Origin of the sequence: Priestia megaterium (assembly GCF_009497655.1) — a bacterium.
GTDB classification, from domain to species: Bacteria; Bacillota; Bacilli; order Bacillales; family Bacillaceae_H; genus Priestia; species Priestia zanthoxyli.
Map to the genome: position 1 here is coordinate 4652486 of NZ_CP023317.1, position 17167 is coordinate 4669652.

The window sequence follows — 17167 nt, forward strand, 5'->3', positions numbered from 1 at the left end:
ACCCTTTCACGATGGAGTAGATGTCAAATTTGAATACAATTGATTATATTTAAATGCCGATTGCCCCCAGCTATAATCCTGACTCATAGCATCCATCATTAATTTTTTCCATACATCTTTCTGGTGATAAAATGAAACAGCTCTTTCTAACGTATGAAGCATGTCATGAGCATTATAATTCTTAAAAGAGAAGCCATTTCCCTCTCCGCTATATTCATTATAAGCTTTGACCGTGTCATTCAGGCCGCCCGTTTCACGCACGACTGGAATGGTTCCATACTTTAAGGCTATTAATTGTCCGAGTCCGCAAGGCTCAAAACGGGAAGGCATTAAAAATAAATCCGTACCGGCATAAACTTTATGAGCAAGTTCCTCATTAAAACCAATAATGGCTTTTACTTGTTGCGGGTACGTATCTTCCATCTCACGGAAAAACTGCTCAAACTCGTGTTCGCCAGTTCCTAAAATAACAATTTGGGCTCCTAAGTTAACCGTCTCATGGAAAACGTGCTTGACTAAATCCAATCCCTTCTGCTGGGTTAACCTTGTAACCATCGAAATAATTGGAACATCGTTATTTTCCTCTAATTCAAGATAGCGCTGGAGCTCTTTTTTATTTTTATATTTTCCTTCAATCTCTTCTACAGAATAAGGATAAGATATAAGCTGATCTGCGTCTGGGCTATAAGCTTCTTCATCGATTCCATTTACAATCCCAATTAAATCTTGATTTCGCTGACGCAATAATCCATCTAAACTTTCTCCGTAATAGGGCATTTGAATTTCATCTCGATATGTAGGACTTACCGTGGTAATTTTATCAGCTGATACAAGAGCCGCTTTCATAAAATTAATATTCCCATAAAACTCGAGCTGGCTTGTAGTAAAATAATAATCATTTAAATTTAATAGCTCATATAAATTGCTTTTAGGGAAAATTCCTTGGAATTGCAAGTTATGAATCGTAAAGACCGTCTGGATATGATCATACATATCATAATTAGCACGAAGTAAAAATGGAATCATAGCCGTATGCCAGTCGTGACAATGAATGATATCAGGCTCATTCTCTAAAAATGGGATAGCTTCAAGCACAGCTCTGCTGAAGAAAGCAAATCGTTCAGCGTCATCGTAGTGCCCATATAAGCTATCTCTTTTAAAATAATATTCATTATCAATGAAAATATATTTAACGCCATCCATCGTTAACGATTCAATCCCACAGTACTGTCTTCTCCACCCAACCTGCACATGAATAACTTTTTCAAGCACCATTTCATCTTGATAATGTTGAGGAATGGTTCCGTACTTTGGCATGACTACACATACGTTCGTTCCTAACTTTTTTAATTCTTTAGGCAGGGCACCTGCTACGTCTGCTAATCCTCCTGTTTTAATAAAAGGTACACATTCTGATACAGCAAATAATACATTCACGACTTCATCAACGCTCCTTGAGTTGTTCCTTTAGCAATGACTCTAGGTAGACCTGACTCACCTAGCAACGTTTCATTACTTCCTATTTTCACATCTTTGTCTAAAACAACATTTTCTAATACACTATTTTCTAAAATAACGCCTTTTTGCATCACAATGCTATTCTTAACGACCGTACCTTTTCCAATTTTAACGCCTCGGAAGATAATACTATTTTCCACATGTCCTTCAATCACGCACCCGTTTGCGATCATTGAGTTTTTCACAACCGCTTTTTTTGCGTAACGAGTAGGCGGTTCATCTTTTACTTTAGTGAAAACAGGACGTTCGTTGATAAATAACTGCTTCCAAACATCTGGAGATAAAATTTCCATACTTGTTTTATAGTAGGCATCTAAGCTAGAAATCTCAGCCGTATATCCATGGTGCTCGTACTTTTCTACACGATGAGATTGTGCCATATATCGAACCATTTCTTTAATCGTATAAAAATCATGCGATTCATTTTGCAAAATATTAACTAGAATAGATTTATTAATAATATACATATTAAGCGATTTATCACCCTGCTTCATTTCAGTAATATCTGCATTTGAAGCAATATGACGCTGCAGCACGTGCTCAAAGTCAACTGTACATATCGTATAACTATTAGCAATTAATACGTATTCCTGCTTACTTCTTAAGAAATAATCAATATGATAACGGAACTGCGTGAATAGTGATGGACTCTCTAAGTGTAAATCACTTGTCATAGGAGGGAAGATAAACAATCCATCTCGCTTCCGATCCAAATCCCATTCTTTTCCTGAACCTATATGATCCATCAATGCGCGATAGCGATCACGAGGAAAAATGGCAACGCTCGAAATTCCAGAGTTCACCATATTAGAAAGCGTAAAATCGATTAATCGATAGCGCCCTGCAAAAGGAATGGCAGCAATCGATCTATAAAAGGTTAAAGGCTGCAGCGCTGTTGTGTTTGTACAAGCATCAATAATACCAAGCATTTGATTATTCAATGTCGTTCATCCTCTCTGTTCGTTAAATGCATTTAGCAACTGATTCAATCAATTCTTGAGTAACAAGAATTACTTCTTCGCTTCCTTTGGTCGGTCGAATGATAGTACCGTCTGGAACTTCAATGTCCGATGGAACAATTGCGTTTTCAATATATACGTTAGAGCCTATCTTTGCAGTAGGCATGACAACCGTTTTCTTAACTTCAGAACCTGAACCGATTTGTACACCTGGAAATAACACGGACTGCTCTACGTTTCCTTCGACAACGCACCCTTCATTTACTAATGACTCCACCACGCAGGCGTTTGGCGCAATATATTGAGGAGGCTGATTAGGGTTAACAGAGTATACTTTCCATGAAGAGTCAAATAAATTAAGCTCGTCTTTATCACATAACAAATCCATATTCGCTTCCCATAAGCTTTTTACAGTTCCTACATCTTTCCAATAACCTTGGAATGGATATGCAATTAGCTTTTTCTTTTCATCTAGTAAAAGCGGAATAACATCTTTACCAAAATCATGGCTTGAGTATGGATTGCGTGCATCCATTTCTAAATATTCTTTTAAAATACTCCATTTAAAAATATAAATCCCCATAGAAGCTAGATTATTTTTAGGACGCTGTGGCTTTTCATCGAACTCCATTACATCTAGGTCACTATTTGTATTTAAAATACCAAAACGGCTCGCTTCTTCCCAAGGTACTTCAATAACAGAAATCGTTACATCTGCTTCTTTGTTTATATGATAATCAAGCATATTTTCATAGTTCATTTTATAAATGTGATCACCTGATAGAATCAGTACGTACTCAGGATCATATTGTGTCAAATAGTTTAAATTTTCATAAATAGCGCTAGCCGTGCCTTTATACCACTTTACTCCATCTGACTCCGCGTATGGAGGCAATACTGTGACGCCACCATTCCGTCGGTCCAAATCCCAAGCGCTTCCAATTCCAATGTATGAATTGAGAACTAGCGGTTGATATTGTGTTAATACACCTACTGTTTCAATACCTGAATTTGTACAATTACTTAAAGCAAAATCAATAATTCGGTACTTACCACCAAATGGTACAGCTGGCTTTGCTAGATTTTTTGTAAGCGAACTTAGCCGACTACCTTTTCCTCCTGCCAATAACATCGCTACGCATTTCTTTTTTAACATGTTGTTTTCTCTCCCCTCGTTTTCTCTTTGCTCGTAGTATACTAATGCCAAACGGCGGAATATTCATTTCAATGCAAAAAGGTTGACCGTGAAACGATTCATCCACTGATTTTAATGCCTTTTTATTTACAATGCCTGAACCGCCGTACACTTCGTCATCACTGTTAATCACTTCAATGTACTCTGTCTCAACTGGAACTCCAACTTTGTAAGAATGATATGGATGCTCAGAAAAATTGCTAACAACTATAAAAATCTCCTGATTTTCTTTCGACTTGCGAATAAAGGAGAAAATTTGTTGATGATGATTGTTAACATCAATCCATTCAAATCCATCTGGATTATGGTCTAATTCATATAAAGGCTTGCTTCTTTTATAAATCTTGATGAGATCCTTCATATACCCGTTAAGATTGCGATGCATGTCAAAGTCATAAAGCATCCAGTCTAACTCTTCTAAATCTTTCCACTCATCAAATTGGCCAAACTCTCCGCCCATAAATAAAAGCTTTTTTCCAGGGTGTGCAAAGAAATATCCATATAGCAGTCGAAGCTGTGCAAACTTGCGCCAGTAATCACCTGGCATCTTATTAAGCAATGATTTTTTCCCATGTACGACTTCATCATGAGAAAGCGGCAAAATAAAGTTTTCGTTAAACGCATACATTAGTGAAAAGGTCATTTTATCGTGAAGATAGGGACGTCTTTCCACGCCAGCTTCCATGTACGTTAAAACGTCATTCATCCATCCCATGTTCCACTTATAATTAAAGCCTAAACCGCCCTCATACGTAGGTGCTGTAACAAGGGGCCAATCCGTTGAATCTTCTGCCATCATTAATATCGTTTCATCAGATTTAAAAACAGCTTCATTCAATTTTTTTAAGAAGCTGACAGCTCCATCATTTACTGCTTTTCCAGAAGAATTTTGCCAATAAAGCATATTAGCTACAGCATCTACTCGAAATCCATCTATGTGGAAGTACTCCAACCAAAACAAAGCGTTCGAAATGAGAAAACTTTGTACTTCAGGCTTGCCTAAATCGAAATTAGCTGTTCCCCAAACATAGTTTTCACGGTCGGGTTCTTTTTTGTATTCATAAGTAGGTTCTCCATCGAACATATACAGACCATGTTCATCCTTACAAAAATGCCCGGGTACCCAGTCTAAAAGAACGCCTATATTATTTTGATGACACTCATCTATAAAGTTCATCAACTCTTTGGGTGTACCGTATCGACTGGTAGCAGAATAGTATCCAGTTCCTTGATATCCCCAGGATCGGTCGAGCGGATGCTCAATGACTGGTAATAACTCAATATGTGTAAAACCTTGTTCAGCAATATAAGGAATAAGCTCCTGTGCTAATTCACTGTATGTATAAAGGCTGCCATCTTCATGAGTCCTCCAAGACCCTGCATGCAGCTCGTAAATACACAGTGGTCTTTCATATATATTTTGCTGTTTTTTCTTTCTACGCCAATATTGGTCGTTCCATTTGTACCCATCCAATGAGTAAACAATAGACGCAGTGTTTGGACGCACTTCACTGAAGAAAGCGTATGGATCTGCTTTTAATTTTTTTTGATTGCTTTGTGTGATGATTTCATATTTATAAATAGTCCCTTGTTCTAATTCAGGGATAAATGTCATCCAAATACCTTCTTCATTAACTTTAACCATTGAATGTTGAAAACCGTTCCATTTATTAAAATCACCTACAACGCTTACACCCTTTGCATGAGGTGCCCACACGCAAAATCGTACGCCTTCAATTCCTTCTACCGTTACCTGATGCGCACCGAAAATAGAGTAACTGCGAAATAAGTTTCCTTCGTGATACAAATGAACATCAAATTCAGTAGGCTGAACCGCTAGATTCACTTTTGCCACCCCTTTAACTTCAAACATAATATACGCACATAATATACGCTTCTTACCACTCATTCCCTTTTATAGTAAAAACATAAACCTTTTCTACAAATATAATAGAATAAATGTTCTCTAAAATTACTCTTTATTCCATACTCTTCATACTTTATTACTTTATGAATAATTCCATATGATATAGGGAAAATCCTGCTTAAAACTTACTTTTTATTCTGAAAATTCATGGTAATTATTCCTAACTATTATTCCTGTTTACTTAATCTTTAAAAAAGCGCAAATAAAAAAAAGGTTTGCATATATGCAAACCTTTTTAAGATGACCCGTACGGGATTCGAACCCGTGTTACCGCCGTGAAAGGGCGGTGTCTTAACCGCTTGACCAACGGGCCATATTTAAATTTAAAACGACTGGCGGAGAAGGAGGGATTTGAACCCTCGCGCCGCTTACACGACCTACACCCTTAGCAGGGGCGCCTCTTCAGCCACTTGAGTACTTCTCCGTATGGCTCCACAGGTAGGACTCGAACCTACGACCGATCGGTTAACAGCCGATAGCTCTACCACTGAGCTACTGTGGAATATGGTGGGCCTAAGTGGACTCGAACCACCGACCTCACGCTTATCAGGCGTGCGCTCTAACCAGCTGAGCTATAGGCCCATTATTTGGAGCGGGTGATGAGAATCGAACTCACGACATCAGCTTGGAAGGCTGAGGTTTTACCACTAAACTACACCCGCGTTACTTAAGATGGGGCGACTGATGGGAATCGAACCCACGAATGCCGGAACCACAATCCGGTGCGTTAACCACTTCGCCACAATCGCCGTCTTAAAATGGTGGCTCGGGACGGAATCGAACCGCCGACACAAGGATTTTCAGTCCTTTGCTCTACCAACTGAGCTACCGAGCCAAACAAAATGGCGGTCCCGACGGGAATCGAACCCGCGATCTCCTGCGTGACAGGCAGGCATGTTAACCGCTACACCACGGGACCACTTTGGTTGCGGGGACAGGATTTGAACCTGCGACCTTCGGGTTATGAGCCCGACGAGCTACCGAACTGCTCCACCCCGCGATGATATGAATATGATATAAATAAATGGCGGAGGAAGAGGGATTCGAACCCCCGCGGGCTTTAACACCCCTGTCGGTTTTCAAGACCGATCCCTTCAGCCGGACTTGGGTATTCCTCCGTATATTTATAACAAATGTAACTTATATGGTAGCGGCGGAGGGAGTCGAACCCACGACCTCACGGGTATGAACCGTACGCTCTAGCCAGCTGAGCTACACCGCCATATTATTCGTTACAATTATTTAATTTCATTGGTGGAGCCTAGCGGGATCGAACCGCTGACCTCCTGCGTGCAAGGCAGGCGCTCTCCCAGCTGAGCTAAGGCCCCATAAATGGTCGGGAAGACAGGATTCGAACCTGCGACCCCTTGGTCCCAAACCAAGTGCTCTACCAAGCTGAGCTACTTCCCGTTTATGGCGCGCCCGAGAGGAGTCGAACCCCTAACCTTTTGATCCGTAGTCAAACGCTCTATCCAATTGAGCTACGGGCGCTTATTAAAATGGTGCCGAGGGCCGGACTTGAACCGGCACGGTAGTCACCTACCGCAGGATTTTAAGTCCTGTGTGTCTGCCAATTCCACCACCCCGGCAGGACTTATATACGTGGAGCGGAAGACGAGGTTCGAACTCGCGACCCCCACCTTGGCAAGGTGGTGTTCTACCACTGAACTACTTCCGCGCATATATGAAATTAAGTAAAGATGCGGGTGAAGGGACTTGAACCCCCACGTCGTAAGACACTAGATCCTAAGTCTAGCGCGTCTGCCAATTCCGCCACACCCGCGTGTGAATATTAAATGGTGAGCCATGAAGGACTCGAACCTTCGACCCTCTGATTAAAAGTCAGATGCTCTACCAACTGAGCTAATGGCTCGAAAAAAATGGTGCCGGCAAGAGGACTTGAACCCCCAACCTACTGATTACAAGTCAGTTGCTCTACCAATTGAGCTACACCGGCGTGCAATCTCTGACTTAAATAGTCGATGGTGGAGGATGACGGGATCGAACCGCCGACCCCCTGCTTGTAAGGCAGGTGCTCTCCCAGCTGAGCTAATCCTCCGATATAAAAGCCTGGCAACGTCCTACTCTCACAGGGACAAAGTCCCAACTACCATTAGCGCTAAAGAGCTTAACTTCCGTGTTCGGTATGGGAACGGGTGTGACCTCTTCGCTATCGCCACCAGACATATTATATTATACACTATTATATAAAGAAAGCAATACTTTTTTCGAAAGATTTATTCTTTCAAAACTAGATAACAGTTTGCTGAGTAAAGCTTACACTTTTAAAGTTTGGTTAAGTCCTCGATCGATTAGTATCAGTCAGCTACACATGTCGCCACGCTTCCACCTCTGACCTATCAACCTGATCATCTTTCAGGGATCTTACTAGCTTGCGCTATGGGAAATCTCATCTTGAGGGGGGCTTCATGCTTAGATGCTTTCAGCACTTATCCCGTCCACACATAGCTACCCAGCGATGCCTTTGGCAAGACAACTGGTACACCAGCGGTGTGTCCATCCCGGTCCTCTCGTACTAAGGACAGCTCCTCTCAAATTTCCTACGCCCACGACGGATAGGGACCGAACTGTCTCACGACGTTCTGAACCCAGCTCGCGTACCGCTTTAATGGGCGAACAGCCCAACCCTTGGGACCGACTACAGCCCCAGGATGCGATGAGCCGACATCGAGGTGCCAAACCTCCCCGTCGATGTGGACTCTTGGGGGAGATAAGCCTGTTATCCCCGGGGTAGCTTTTATCCGTTGAGCGATGGCCCTTCCATGCGGAACCACCGGATCACTAAGCCCGACTTTCGTCCCTGCTCGACTTGTAGGTCTCGCAGTCAAGCTCCCTTGTGCCTTTACACTCTACGAATGATTTCCAACCATTCTGAGGGAACCTTTGGGCGCCTCCGTTACATTTTAGGAGGCGACCGCCCCAGTCAAACTGCCCACCTGACACTGTCTCCCGGCCCGATCAGGGCCGCGGGTTAGAATTTCAATACAGCCAGGGTAGTATCCCACCGACGCCTCCACCGAAGCTAGCGCTCCGGCTTCTCAGGCTCCTACCTATCCTGTACAAGCTGTACCAAAATTCAATATCAGGCTACAGTAAAGCTCCACGGGGTCTTTCCGTCCTGTCGCGGGTAACCTGCATCTTCACAGGTACTATAATTTCACCGAGTCTCTCGTTGAGACAGTGCCCAGATCGTTACGCCTTTCGTGCGGGTCGGAACTTACCCGACAAGGAATTTCGCTACCTTAGGACCGTTATAGTTACGGCCGCCGTTTACTGGGGCTTCGATTCAGAGCTTCTCCCAAAGGATAACCCCTCCTCTTAACCTTCCAGCACCGGGCAGGCGTCAGCCCCTATACTTCGCCTTGCGGCTTCGCAGAGACCTGTGTTTTTGCTAAACAGTCGCCTGGGCCTATTCACTGCGGCTCTCTCGGGCTATACACCCTACCAGAGCACCCCTTCTCCCGAAGTTACGGGGTCATTTTGCCGAGTTCCTTAACGAGAGTTCTCTCGATCACCTTAGGATTCTCTCCTCGCCTACCTGTGTCGGTTTGCGGTACGGGCACCTCCCGCCTCGCTAGAGGCTTTTCTTGGCAGTGTGGAATCAGGAACTTCGGTACTATAATTCCCTCGTCATCACAGCTCAGCCTTTATGATGAGCGGATTTGCCTACTCATCAGCCTAACTGCTTGAACGCGCATATCCAGCAGCGCGCTTACCCTATCCTACTGCGTCCCCCCATTACTCAAACGGCGGGGAGGTGGTACAGGAATATCAACCTGTTGGCCATCGCCTACGCTTTTCAGCCTCGGCTTAGGTCCCGACTAACCCTGAGCGGACGAGCCTTCCTCAGGAAACCTTAGGCATTCGGTGGACAAGATTCTCACTTGTCTTTCGCTACTCATACCGGCATTCTCACTTCTAAGCGCTCCACCAGTCCTTACGGTCTGACTTCACAGCACTTAGAACGCTCTCCTACCACTGACATCAAAGATGTCAATCCACAGCTTCGGTGATACGTTTAGCCCCGGTACATTTTCGGCGCAGAGTCACTCGACCAGTGAGCTATTACGCACTCTTTAAATGGTGGCTGCTTCTAAGCCAACATCCTGGTTGTCTAAGCAACTCCACATCCTTTTCCACTTAACGTATACTTGGGGACCTTAGCTGGTGGTCTGGGCTGTTTCCCTTTTGACTACGGATCTTATCACTCGCAGTCTGACTCCCATGGATAAGTCTTTGGCATTCGGAGTTTGACTGAATTCGGTAACCCGTTGGGGGCCCCTAGTCCAATCAGTGCTCTACCTCCAAGACTCTCACAACATGAGGCTAGCCCTAAAGCTATTTCGGAGAGAACCAGCTATCTCCAGGTTCGATTGGAATTTCTCCGCTACCCACACCTCATCCCCGCACTTTTCAACGTGCGTGGGTTCGGGCCTCCATTCAGTGTTACCTGAACTTCACCCTGGACATGGGTAGATCACCTGGTTTCGGGTCTACAACCACATACTAAACGCCCTATTCAGACTCGCTTTCGCTACGGCTCCGCCTTATCAGCTTAACCTTGCATGGGATCGTAACTCGCCGGTTCATTCTACAAAAGGCACGCCATCACCCGTTAACGGGCTCTGACTACTTGTAGGCACACGGTTTCAGGATCTCTTTCACTCCCCTTCCGGGGTGCTTTTCACCTTTCCCTCACGGTACTGGTTCACTATCGGTCACTAGGTAGTATTTAGCCTTGGGAGATGGTCCTCCCAGCTTCCGACGGAATTTCACGTGTTCCGCCGTACTCAGGATCCACTCAAGAGGGAACGAAGTTTCAACTACAGGGTTGTTACCTTCTTCGACGGACCTTTCCAGGTCGCTTCATTTACTTCGTTCCTTTGTAACTCCGTATAGAGTGTCCTACAACCCCAAGAGGCAAGCCTCTTGGTTTGGGCTAATTCCGTTTCGCTCGCCGCTACTCAGGAAATCGCATTTGCTTTCTCTTCCTCCGGGTACTTAGATGTTTCAGTTCCCCGGGTCTGCCTTCAATATCCTATGTATTCAGATAAAGATACTGTTCCATTACGAACAGTGGGTTTCCCCATTCGGAAATCTCCGGATCAAAGCTCACTTACAGCTCCCCGAAGCATATCGGTGTTAGTCCCGTCCTTCATCGGCTCCTAGTGCCAAGGCATTCACCGTGCGCCCTTTCTAACTTAACCATTAGCGAATAAATGGTACAACATAAAGTTGTGTTATTTATTGGTTTGATTAAAGAAAAGTTTCACTTTTCCTCAGCAATTACTGTTATCTAGTTTTCAAAGAACAATCGCAACCAAAATTCTTCTTATCTAATAAGAAGAAAGTAGTATGCTTTCTATAATTGAGAGATTGAACTCTCAAAACTGAACAAAGTGTCAAAACGTACGTCATGTAAAAATCCTTAGAAAGGAGGTGATCCAGCCGCACCTTCCGATACGGCTACCTTGTTACGACTTCACCCCAATCATCTGTCCCACCTTAGGCGGCTAGCTCCTTACGGTTACTCCACCGACTTCGGGTGTTACAAACTCTCGTGGTGTGACGGGCGGTGTGTACAAGGCCCGGGAACGTATTCACCGCGGCATGCTGATCCGCGATTACTAGCGATTCCAGCTTCATGTAGGCGAGTTGCAGCCTACAATCCGAACTGAGAATGGTTTTATGGGATTGGCTTGACCTCGCGGTCTTGCAGCCCTTTGTACCATCCATTGTAGCACGTGTGTAGCCCAGGTCATAAGGGGCATGATGATTTGACGTCATCCCCACCTTCCTCCGGTTTGTCACCGGCAGTCACCTTAGAGTGCCCAACTAAATGCTGGCAACTAAGATCAAGGGTTGCGCTCGTTGCGGGACTTAACCCAACATCTCACGACACGAGCTGACGACAACCATGCACCACCTGTCACTCTGTCCCCCGAAGGGGAACGCTCTATCTCTAGAGTTGTCAGAGGATGTCAAGACCTGGTAAGGTTCTTCGCGTTGCTTCGAATTAAACCACATGCTCCACCGCTTGTGCGGGCCCCCGTCAATTCCTTTGAGTTTCAGTCTTGCGACCGTACTCCCCAGGCGGAGTGCTTAATGCGTTAGCTGCAGCACTAAAGGGCGGAAACCCTCTAACACTTAGCACTCATCGTTTACGGCGTGGACTACCAGGGTATCTAATCCTGTTTGCTCCCCACGCTTTCGCGCCTCAGCGTCAGTTACAGACCAAAAAGCCGCCTTCGCCACTGGTGTTCCTCCACATCTCTACGCATTTCACCGCTACACGTGGAATTCCGCTTTTCTCTTCTGCACTCAAGTTCCCCAGTTTCCAATGACCCTCCACGGTTGAGCCGTGGGCTTTCACATCAGACTTAAGAAACCGCCTGCGCGCGCTTTACGCCCAATAATTCCGGATAACGCTTGCCACCTACGTATTACCGCGGCTGCTGGCACGTAGTTAGCCGTGGCTTTCTGGTTAGGTACCGTCAAGGTACGAGCAGTTACTCTCGTACTTGTTCTTCCCTAACAACAGAGTTTTACGACCCGAAAGCCTTCATCACTCACGCGGCGTTGCTCCGGCAGACTTTCGTCCATTGCGGAAGATTCCCTACTGCTGCCTCCCGTAGGAGTCTGGGCCGTGTCTCAGTCCCAGTGTGGCCGATCACCCTCTCAGGTCGGCTACGCATCGTTGCCTTGGTGAGCCGTTACCTCACCAACTAGCTAATGCACCGCGGGCCCATCTGTAAGTGATAGCCGAAACCATCTTTCAATCATCTCCCATGAAGGAGAAGATCCTATCCGGTATTAGCTTCGGTTTCCCGAAGTTATCCCAGTCTTACAGGCAGGTTGCCCACGTGTTACTCACCCGTCCGCCGCTAACGTCATAGAAGCAAGCTTCTAATCAGTTCGCTCGACTTGCATGTATTAGGCACGCCGCCAGCGTTCATCCTGAGCCAGGATCAAACTCTCCGAAGAAATGTTTGACTTGCTCATTTAAAAAATAAAAATTAACGTTGACGTTTGTCGCTTTGTTCAGTTTTCAAAGTTCAACCGCCGCTCTTAAGCGACTTTACCATCATAACAAGTTGCAATCTAGTTGTCAACAAGTTTTTTATTTGTTTATCACTTCGATGTTTGCTTTAGCAGTTCATCTTAGCGACATTTAATAATATACCATGCCTTCTTTTATTGTGCAATAGTTTTTCGATATATTTTTAAAAACTATTTTCTTGTACACGAAACGTTAGCCAATTAATAGATACTAGCATATCTAGACCTAAGCTAGCATAATGTCTATTAAATCATTATCCGCCAAGGAGGCGTTCACTTGGATACCTTAATTGCAGCTGCACTCTATTTGTCCTTTTGTATGTCTATTCTCTTAATTTCACTTGCTTATTGGGAATCAATTCAAATGTCTAATAAAGAAGGCAAAGTCAACGGCCTTTCATTTATTTCACTTTCAACATTCAGCATGATTTTTTGTTTGTTTACTTCATATTTTTATACCATTCTTTATTAACATGATGTTACGTTGTCTTCTTATAATAAGGAGACATTTCTTTATTTTATTACAATATTCGCATTCGGTATACTTACTTATTGAAATCAATACGATAAACTCAGCTCCCCCCTTCTTCATACGTGCGATGGACAGTGAAGGAATTTGTCGAATGATTTTTTGGAACACTTTCTTTAAATTTGATAAACTACTTTTAGAAAACGCTTTCATATATACTTTAACATTATTCAAGGAGGAAACCAAATGAAACCATTGCTTGAAGTAACGGTTGGAGAACTTTTAAAAGAAAGTACAAAAAAGTTTGGGCATCAAGAAGCGGTTATCTACTCTGAACAAAATATTCGCTATACGTACGCAGAGTTTTATCAAGAAACCTCTCGAGTTGCAAAGGCACTTCTAGCCACCGGTCTCAAAAAAGGCGATCATATCGCTATCTGGGCTACAAATGTGCCGGAATGGTTACTTCTGCAATTCGCAGCAGCTAGAATAGGCGCTGTTTTGGTTACCCTTAATACAAGCTACCAATCCTCTGAATTAGAGTATGTATTGAGGCATTCTGATACAGCAGCGCTATTTTTCATTGATGAATTTAAAAGCACTTCTTATACGTCTATTATCACCGGTATTGAACATAATCTTCCCAATCTAAAACATCTTATAAACTTAAGTAAATCAAGCGAACATACTTCTTGGAACGAGTTCTTAATGAGTAGCTCAATGGTATCGGATGAGGTGCTCGATAAGTATGAGCAATCCCTACATATCCATGAAGTTATCAATATGCAATATACTTCCGGAACAACAGGTTTTCCAAAAGGAGTTATGCTAAGTCACCATAATATAGTAAATAACGGCTTTTTAGTTGCTCAGTCTATGAAACTGACTAACGAAGACCGCTTATGCATCCCAGTTCCTTTCTTTCATTGTTTTGGATGTGTACTGGGCGTTCTAGCATGCGTATCCGTAGGTGCTACTATGCTACCGATTATTGAATTTCAGCCTTCCTCTGTTTTACGCACCGTAGAGAAAGAAAAATGTACAGCGCTTCACGGTGTACCAACTATGTTTATTGCGGAATTAAATGCACTTGAGTTTAATCAATATGACTTATCTACTCTTCGCACAGGAATCATGGCTGGTTCTAATTGTCCAGCAGAAGTAATGAAACGAGTCATAAATGACATGGGTATCAGCGAAATTACCATCGCCTATGGTCAAACCGAAACATCTCCTGTAATCACCCAAACAACCCCAACTGATTCTATCGAGCGGCGAGTACAAACGGTTGGCAAAGTACATGATCATGTACAGATTCAAATTATTAATCCAATTACAGGTAAACAAGCTTCTTTTGGAGAACAAGGAGAACTTTGTGCAAAAGGATATTTAACAATGAAAGGATATTACAAAATGCCGGAAGAAACAGAAAAAACAATTGTAGAGGGCTGGCTACATACAGGAGATTTAGCTACCATCGATAAAGATGGCTATGTAAAAATTACAGGACGTCTAAAAGATATGATTATTAGAGGTGGAGAAAACATTTACCCAAGAGAAATTGAAGAGTTTTTATATAGATTACCCGAGGTAGAAGATGTGCAAATTGTCGGTATTCCTGATCCAAAGTATGGAGAACGAGTTGCTGCATGCATTAAACTCAAGCAAGATTCTTTTCTTACCGCTCAAGAAATCAAAGACTTTTGCAAAGGTAAGCTTGCTCATTTCAAAATTCCCGAACATATTTATTTTATAGACGACTTTCCCATGACGGCATCCGGCAAGATTCAAAAATATAAATTAAAAGAAACGATCGTAGCGCTTTATAAATAATCAGATTTTTTCGAATTTCACCTGTCATTATGAAGAAAAGTTTACTATACTGATACATATCTGTTTTTCTTCTTTCATACAGATATAAACAACAATGTCTATTGAAATAGGTGAAAATAATGGAAAATGAAATGTTGCTCAAATTAGGTATTTCTGCTGTACTTGGTCTTATTATTGGAATTGAAAGGGAACTAAAACGAAAGCCTGTTGGTTTAAAAACATCTCTCGTAATTTCCATTATTAGCTGTTTACTCACGATTGTTTCGATTGAGTCTTCTCAAATTTTTAATAAAGGTGATCATATCACAATGGACCCGCTTCGTCTGGCTGCTCAAATTGTTTCTGGAATTGGTTTTTTAGGAGCGGGTGTTATTTTACGAAAAGAAAATGACAGCATCTCTGGGCTTACAACAGCCGCTATTATCTGGGGGGCAGCAGGTATAGGTATTGCTGTAGGTGCAGGGTTTTATCCCGAAGCCATTACCGGAGTTGTACTGCTCATCATCAGCGTTGAACTTCTCCCTTTCCTTATTACTATTCTAGGGCCTAGGCAACTGCGCGAGAAAGAGCTTATTCTTCAACTTAAGCTGGCTGATAAGCACAATATTTTTGATACAACTAACAGCATTAGAGAAAAGAATATTACAATAAAAAATATTCGAATCAAAGATTTAGACACCAATGAATTATATATACGTATGAAAGTGTCAGTTAATAATCAGCGTCCTACTACAGAAGTGTATTACGAGATTCAAAAAATCAGCGGTATTCGTAGCATTGAAGTTGAAAATGTATAAATGAAAAACGGCCAATTGGCCGTTTTTTTATTTATATTTTTCAATCTGTTGTAAAAATTCCCTCTGTTTTACTAGAGACAGCCGGTATTGATCATCGATAATTTCTGTTAACAACTCATGTTTACGGCTCTTTGACACATTCAATCTGTGGATAAGAACTCTGCATTCGTACAAAAACTGTGTATACTGTGTGTAACTCTCATCATAATTCGAAGATAATTCTTCTTTTATTCGTTTTGTCAACAAAGGACTAGCGCCATCTGTGGATATTGCTAGCGATAATCTCCCTCTAGAAAACTGTGCAGGAATTTGAATATTTCCATCGGAAAAACCGCTGGCCATATTAACCAACTGATCATTTTTAATATGCTGCTTAACGAACTTATTCACAGCTTTATCATTTGTAGCTACAACAATAAAAAAAACATTAAGTAAGTCTTCTTCTCCTACTTTTTTTCTTTTTACACACAGCTGATTCTTAGCTTCCCACTCATTTATTTCAGCTGAAACAGTTGGAGCAACCACTGTAATGGCTGCTCCTTCTTGTAAAAAACCTTTAATTCTACGAGTTGCGATTGTTCCGCCTCCAACTACTAAGACCGAACGATCCTTTAAATCAAGCATAACGGTATACATCGTATTGATTTCCTCTGCTCGATAATAACGTTTTTACTTGATGACTTAAAATGTGTGCAAGTCCATCATGATAACCTAGGTAGTTTGCTAAGATAAACTGCTGGTCATCTGTTGATAACTGCTCCAATTCTTCCTTAATTTCGTTCATTAAAATACCGGTAAACAAAAGGTACGGGAGAACGAATACTTGCTTATACGAAGTTTGTTTAGCAAGGTGCAGCCCTTCTTTTAAATTAGGGTCAGCGGCAGCTAAATAGCATGTGCTCACTTCTTTAAAAGCTCCTTTACCTTTTAGCAGTTGAGCTATTTCGTTAAAATCTTTTTTTACAGCAGGATCACTGCTTCCTCTGCCGACCAGCAATACCATCGAATCTTCATGCTTATCCACATTAGTTTCATTGATTCTCTCTACTAAGATATCAACAATTCGTTCGTCTACGCCGAACGGTTCTCCGTACAGTACTTCTACTTGTGGATAGCGTTCATATACTTTGTGTATTTCTTCAGGTATATCATGTTTTGCATGGGCAGCTGTTAATAACAGCAGCGGCACAATGGCAATACGAGTAGCACCTTGTTCAATACACGCTTCAAATCCTTGTTCAATAGTAGGGTAAGCTAGCTCTAGGAAACAAACTTCTTGAATCGGTACATCTAGATTTTTTTTACATCTTTCAATAAAAGCAACTGCCTGATCAGCGCCTTCTTTTACGCGGCTGCCATGGCAAACATATAAAACTGCATCCATATAAT

General features: G+C 42.5%; 9 protein-coding genes, 20 tRNA genes and 3 rRNA genes. 3 read left to right on the top strand and 29 right to left on the bottom strand.

Features of this window, described 5'->3' with window-relative positions; translation table 11 throughout:
* Positions 1 to 6: 6 nt before the first annotated feature.
* The 27 genes from glgA to CEQ83_RS23915 form a co-directional block, all read right to left on the bottom strand.
* Complete coding sequence (gene glgA, locus CEQ83_RS23785) at positions 7 to 1437, bottom strand: glycogen synthase GlgA (protein ID WP_028411872.1); 1431 nt, start codon at positions 1435 to 1437, stop codon at positions 7 to 9.
* Positions 1434 to 2459, bottom strand: a complete 1026-nt coding sequence (locus CEQ83_RS23790) for a glucose-1-phosphate adenylyltransferase family protein (RefSeq protein ID WP_025750736.1) — start codon at positions 2457 to 2459, stop codon at positions 1434 to 1436. Before CEQ83_RS23790 ends, glgA begins: the two co-directional genes overlap by 4 nt.
* Positions 2460 to 2481: 22 nt before the next feature.
* Positions 2482 to 3633 (bottom strand): glucose-1-phosphate adenylyltransferase, encoded by a 1152-nt coding sequence (locus tag CEQ83_RS23795; protein WP_016765788.1) that lies wholly within the window; start codon positions 3631 to 3633, stop codon positions 2482 to 2484.
* Entirely contained in the window at positions 3584 to 5545 is a 1962-nt protein-coding gene (gene glgB / locus CEQ83_RS23800) for a 1,4-alpha-glucan branching protein GlgB (protein WP_033579577.1), read from the bottom strand. The genes CEQ83_RS23795 and glgB overlap by 50 nt, the downstream gene beginning before the upstream one ends.
* Before the next feature lie 295 nt (positions 5546 to 5840).
* Positions 5841 to 5912, bottom strand: a tRNA-Glu gene (locus tag CEQ83_RS23805).
* 20 nt (positions 5913 to 5932) lie between these two features.
* A tRNA-Ser gene (locus tag CEQ83_RS23810) sits at positions 5933 to 6023 on the bottom strand.
* 3 nt (positions 6024 to 6026) lie between these two features.
* Positions 6027 to 6101: transfer RNA gene (locus CEQ83_RS23815), tRNA-Asn, on the bottom strand.
* Between the two features lie 3 nt (positions 6102 to 6104).
* Positions 6105 to 6181: transfer RNA gene (locus tag CEQ83_RS23820), tRNA-Ile, on the bottom strand.
* 6 nt (positions 6182 to 6187) lie between these two features.
* Positions 6188 to 6261 (bottom strand) — tRNA-Gly (locus CEQ83_RS23825).
* A gap of 11 nt (positions 6262 to 6272) precedes the next feature.
* Positions 6273 to 6348 (bottom strand) — tRNA-His (locus CEQ83_RS23830).
* A gap of 10 nt (positions 6349 to 6358) precedes the next feature.
* Positions 6359 to 6434 (bottom strand) — tRNA-Phe (locus CEQ83_RS23835).
* An 8-nt stretch (positions 6435 to 6442) separates the two neighbouring features.
* A tRNA-Asp gene (locus CEQ83_RS23840) sits at positions 6443 to 6518 on the bottom strand.
* Between the two features lie 4 nt (positions 6519 to 6522).
* Positions 6523 to 6599, bottom strand: a tRNA-Met gene (locus CEQ83_RS23845).
* Positions 6600 to 6624: 25 nt separating this feature from the next.
* Positions 6625 to 6717 (bottom strand) — tRNA-Ser (locus tag CEQ83_RS23850).
* Positions 6718 to 6744: 27 nt separating this feature from the next.
* A tRNA-Met gene (locus CEQ83_RS23855) sits at positions 6745 to 6821 on the bottom strand.
* Positions 6822 to 6851: 30 nt separating this feature from the next.
* Positions 6852 to 6927: transfer RNA gene (locus CEQ83_RS23860), tRNA-Ala, on the bottom strand.
* Between the two features lie 5 nt (positions 6928 to 6932).
* Positions 6933 to 7009: transfer RNA gene (locus tag CEQ83_RS23865), tRNA-Pro, on the bottom strand.
* Positions 7010 to 7013: 4 nt separating this feature from the next.
* Positions 7014 to 7090: transfer RNA gene (locus tag CEQ83_RS23870), tRNA-Arg, on the bottom strand.
* Positions 7091 to 7099: 9 nt separating this feature from the next.
* Positions 7100 to 7188, bottom strand: a tRNA-Leu gene (locus tag CEQ83_RS23875).
* A 14-nt stretch (positions 7189 to 7202) separates the two neighbouring features.
* Positions 7203 to 7277: transfer RNA gene (locus CEQ83_RS23880), tRNA-Gly, on the bottom strand.
* Between the two features lie 23 nt (positions 7278 to 7300).
* Positions 7301 to 7382 (bottom strand) — tRNA-Leu (locus CEQ83_RS23885).
* A 14-nt stretch (positions 7383 to 7396) separates the two neighbouring features.
* Positions 7397 to 7472: transfer RNA gene (locus CEQ83_RS23890), tRNA-Lys, on the bottom strand.
* An 8-nt stretch (positions 7473 to 7480) separates the two neighbouring features.
* Positions 7481 to 7556 (bottom strand) — tRNA-Thr (locus CEQ83_RS23895).
* A 26-nt stretch (positions 7557 to 7582) separates the two neighbouring features.
* A tRNA-Val gene (locus tag CEQ83_RS23900) sits at positions 7583 to 7658 on the bottom strand.
* 9 nt (positions 7659 to 7667) lie between these two features.
* Positions 7668 to 7783, bottom strand: a 5S ribosomal RNA gene (rrf, locus tag CEQ83_RS23905).
* 108 nt (positions 7784 to 7891) lie between these two features.
* Positions 7892 to 10827, bottom strand: a 23S ribosomal RNA gene (locus CEQ83_RS23910).
* A 225-nt stretch (positions 10828 to 11052) separates the two neighbouring features.
* Positions 11053 to 12604: ribosomal RNA gene (locus CEQ83_RS23915) — 16S ribosomal RNA — on the bottom strand.
* Together the 16S, 23S and 5S rRNA genes with 20 tRNA genes alongside form the textbook arrangement of a ribosomal RNA operon.
* 352 nt (positions 12605 to 12956) lie before the next feature.
* On the opposite strand from CEQ83_RS23915, the gene CEQ83_RS23920 reads away from it, so the two are divergent.
* From CEQ83_RS23920 to CEQ83_RS23930, 3 genes are all read left to right on the top strand, one after another.
* A complete protein-coding gene (locus CEQ83_RS23920) occupies positions 12957 to 13151 on the top strand; it encodes a hypothetical protein (protein ID WP_013059575.1) in 195 nt (64 codons plus the stop codon).
* A 243-nt stretch (positions 13152 to 13394) separates the two neighbouring features.
* Positions 13395 to 14981 carry an AMP-binding protein gene (locus CEQ83_RS23925; RefSeq protein ID WP_155017522.1) on the top strand — a complete coding sequence of 529 codons (1587 nt, stop codon included), beginning with the start codon at positions 13395 to 13397 and terminating at the stop codon, positions 14979 to 14981.
* A 119-nt stretch (positions 14982 to 15100) separates the two neighbouring features.
* Positions 15101 to 15778, top strand: a complete 678-nt coding sequence (locus CEQ83_RS23930; RefSeq protein ID WP_013059577.1) for an MgtC/SapB family protein — start codon at positions 15101 to 15103, stop codon at positions 15776 to 15778.
* Between the two features lie 27 nt (positions 15779 to 15805).
* On the opposite strand, the gene CEQ83_RS23935 is transcribed toward CEQ83_RS23930, so the two are convergent.
* Positions 15806 to 16414, bottom strand: a complete 609-nt coding sequence (locus CEQ83_RS23935) for an NAD(P)-binding protein (protein WP_047749626.1) — start codon at positions 16412 to 16414, stop codon at positions 15806 to 15808.
* Positions 16395 to 17162, bottom strand: coding sequence for a sirohydrochlorin chelatase (locus tag CEQ83_RS23940; RefSeq protein WP_028412599.1), 768 nt, complete (start codon positions 17160 to 17162; stop codon positions 16395 to 16397). Before CEQ83_RS23940 ends, CEQ83_RS23935 begins: the two co-directional genes overlap by 20 nt.
* Positions 17163 to 17167: the final 5 nt, after the last annotated feature.

What these genes read in the sequence shown, in the direction of transcription:
- CEQ83_RS23795 (WP_016765788.1), bottom strand. Translation starts at nt 3,633, where the DNA reads ATGTTAAAAAAGAAATGCGTAGCGATGTTATTGGCAGGAGGAAAAGGT.
- glgB (WP_033579577.1), bottom strand. Translation starts at nt 5,545, where the DNA reads ATGTTTGAAGTTAAAGGGGTGGCAAAAGTGAATCTAGCGGTTCAGCCT.
- CEQ83_RS23925 (WP_155017522.1), top strand. Translation starts at nt 13,395, where the DNA reads ATGAAACCATTGCTTGAAGTAACGGTTGGAGAACTTTTAAAAGAAAGT.
- CEQ83_RS23930 (WP_013059577.1), top strand. Translation starts at nt 15,101, where the DNA reads ATGGAAAATGAAATGTTGCTCAAATTAGGTATTTCTGCTGTACTTGGT.
- CEQ83_RS23935 (WP_047749626.1), bottom strand. Translation starts at nt 16,414, where the DNA reads ATGTATACCGTTATGCTTGATTTAAAGGATCGTTCGGTCTTAGTAGTT.
- CEQ83_RS23940 (WP_028412599.1), bottom strand. Translation starts at nt 17,162, where the DNA reads ATGGATGCAGTTTTATATGTTTGCCATGGCAGCCGCGTAAAAGAAGGC.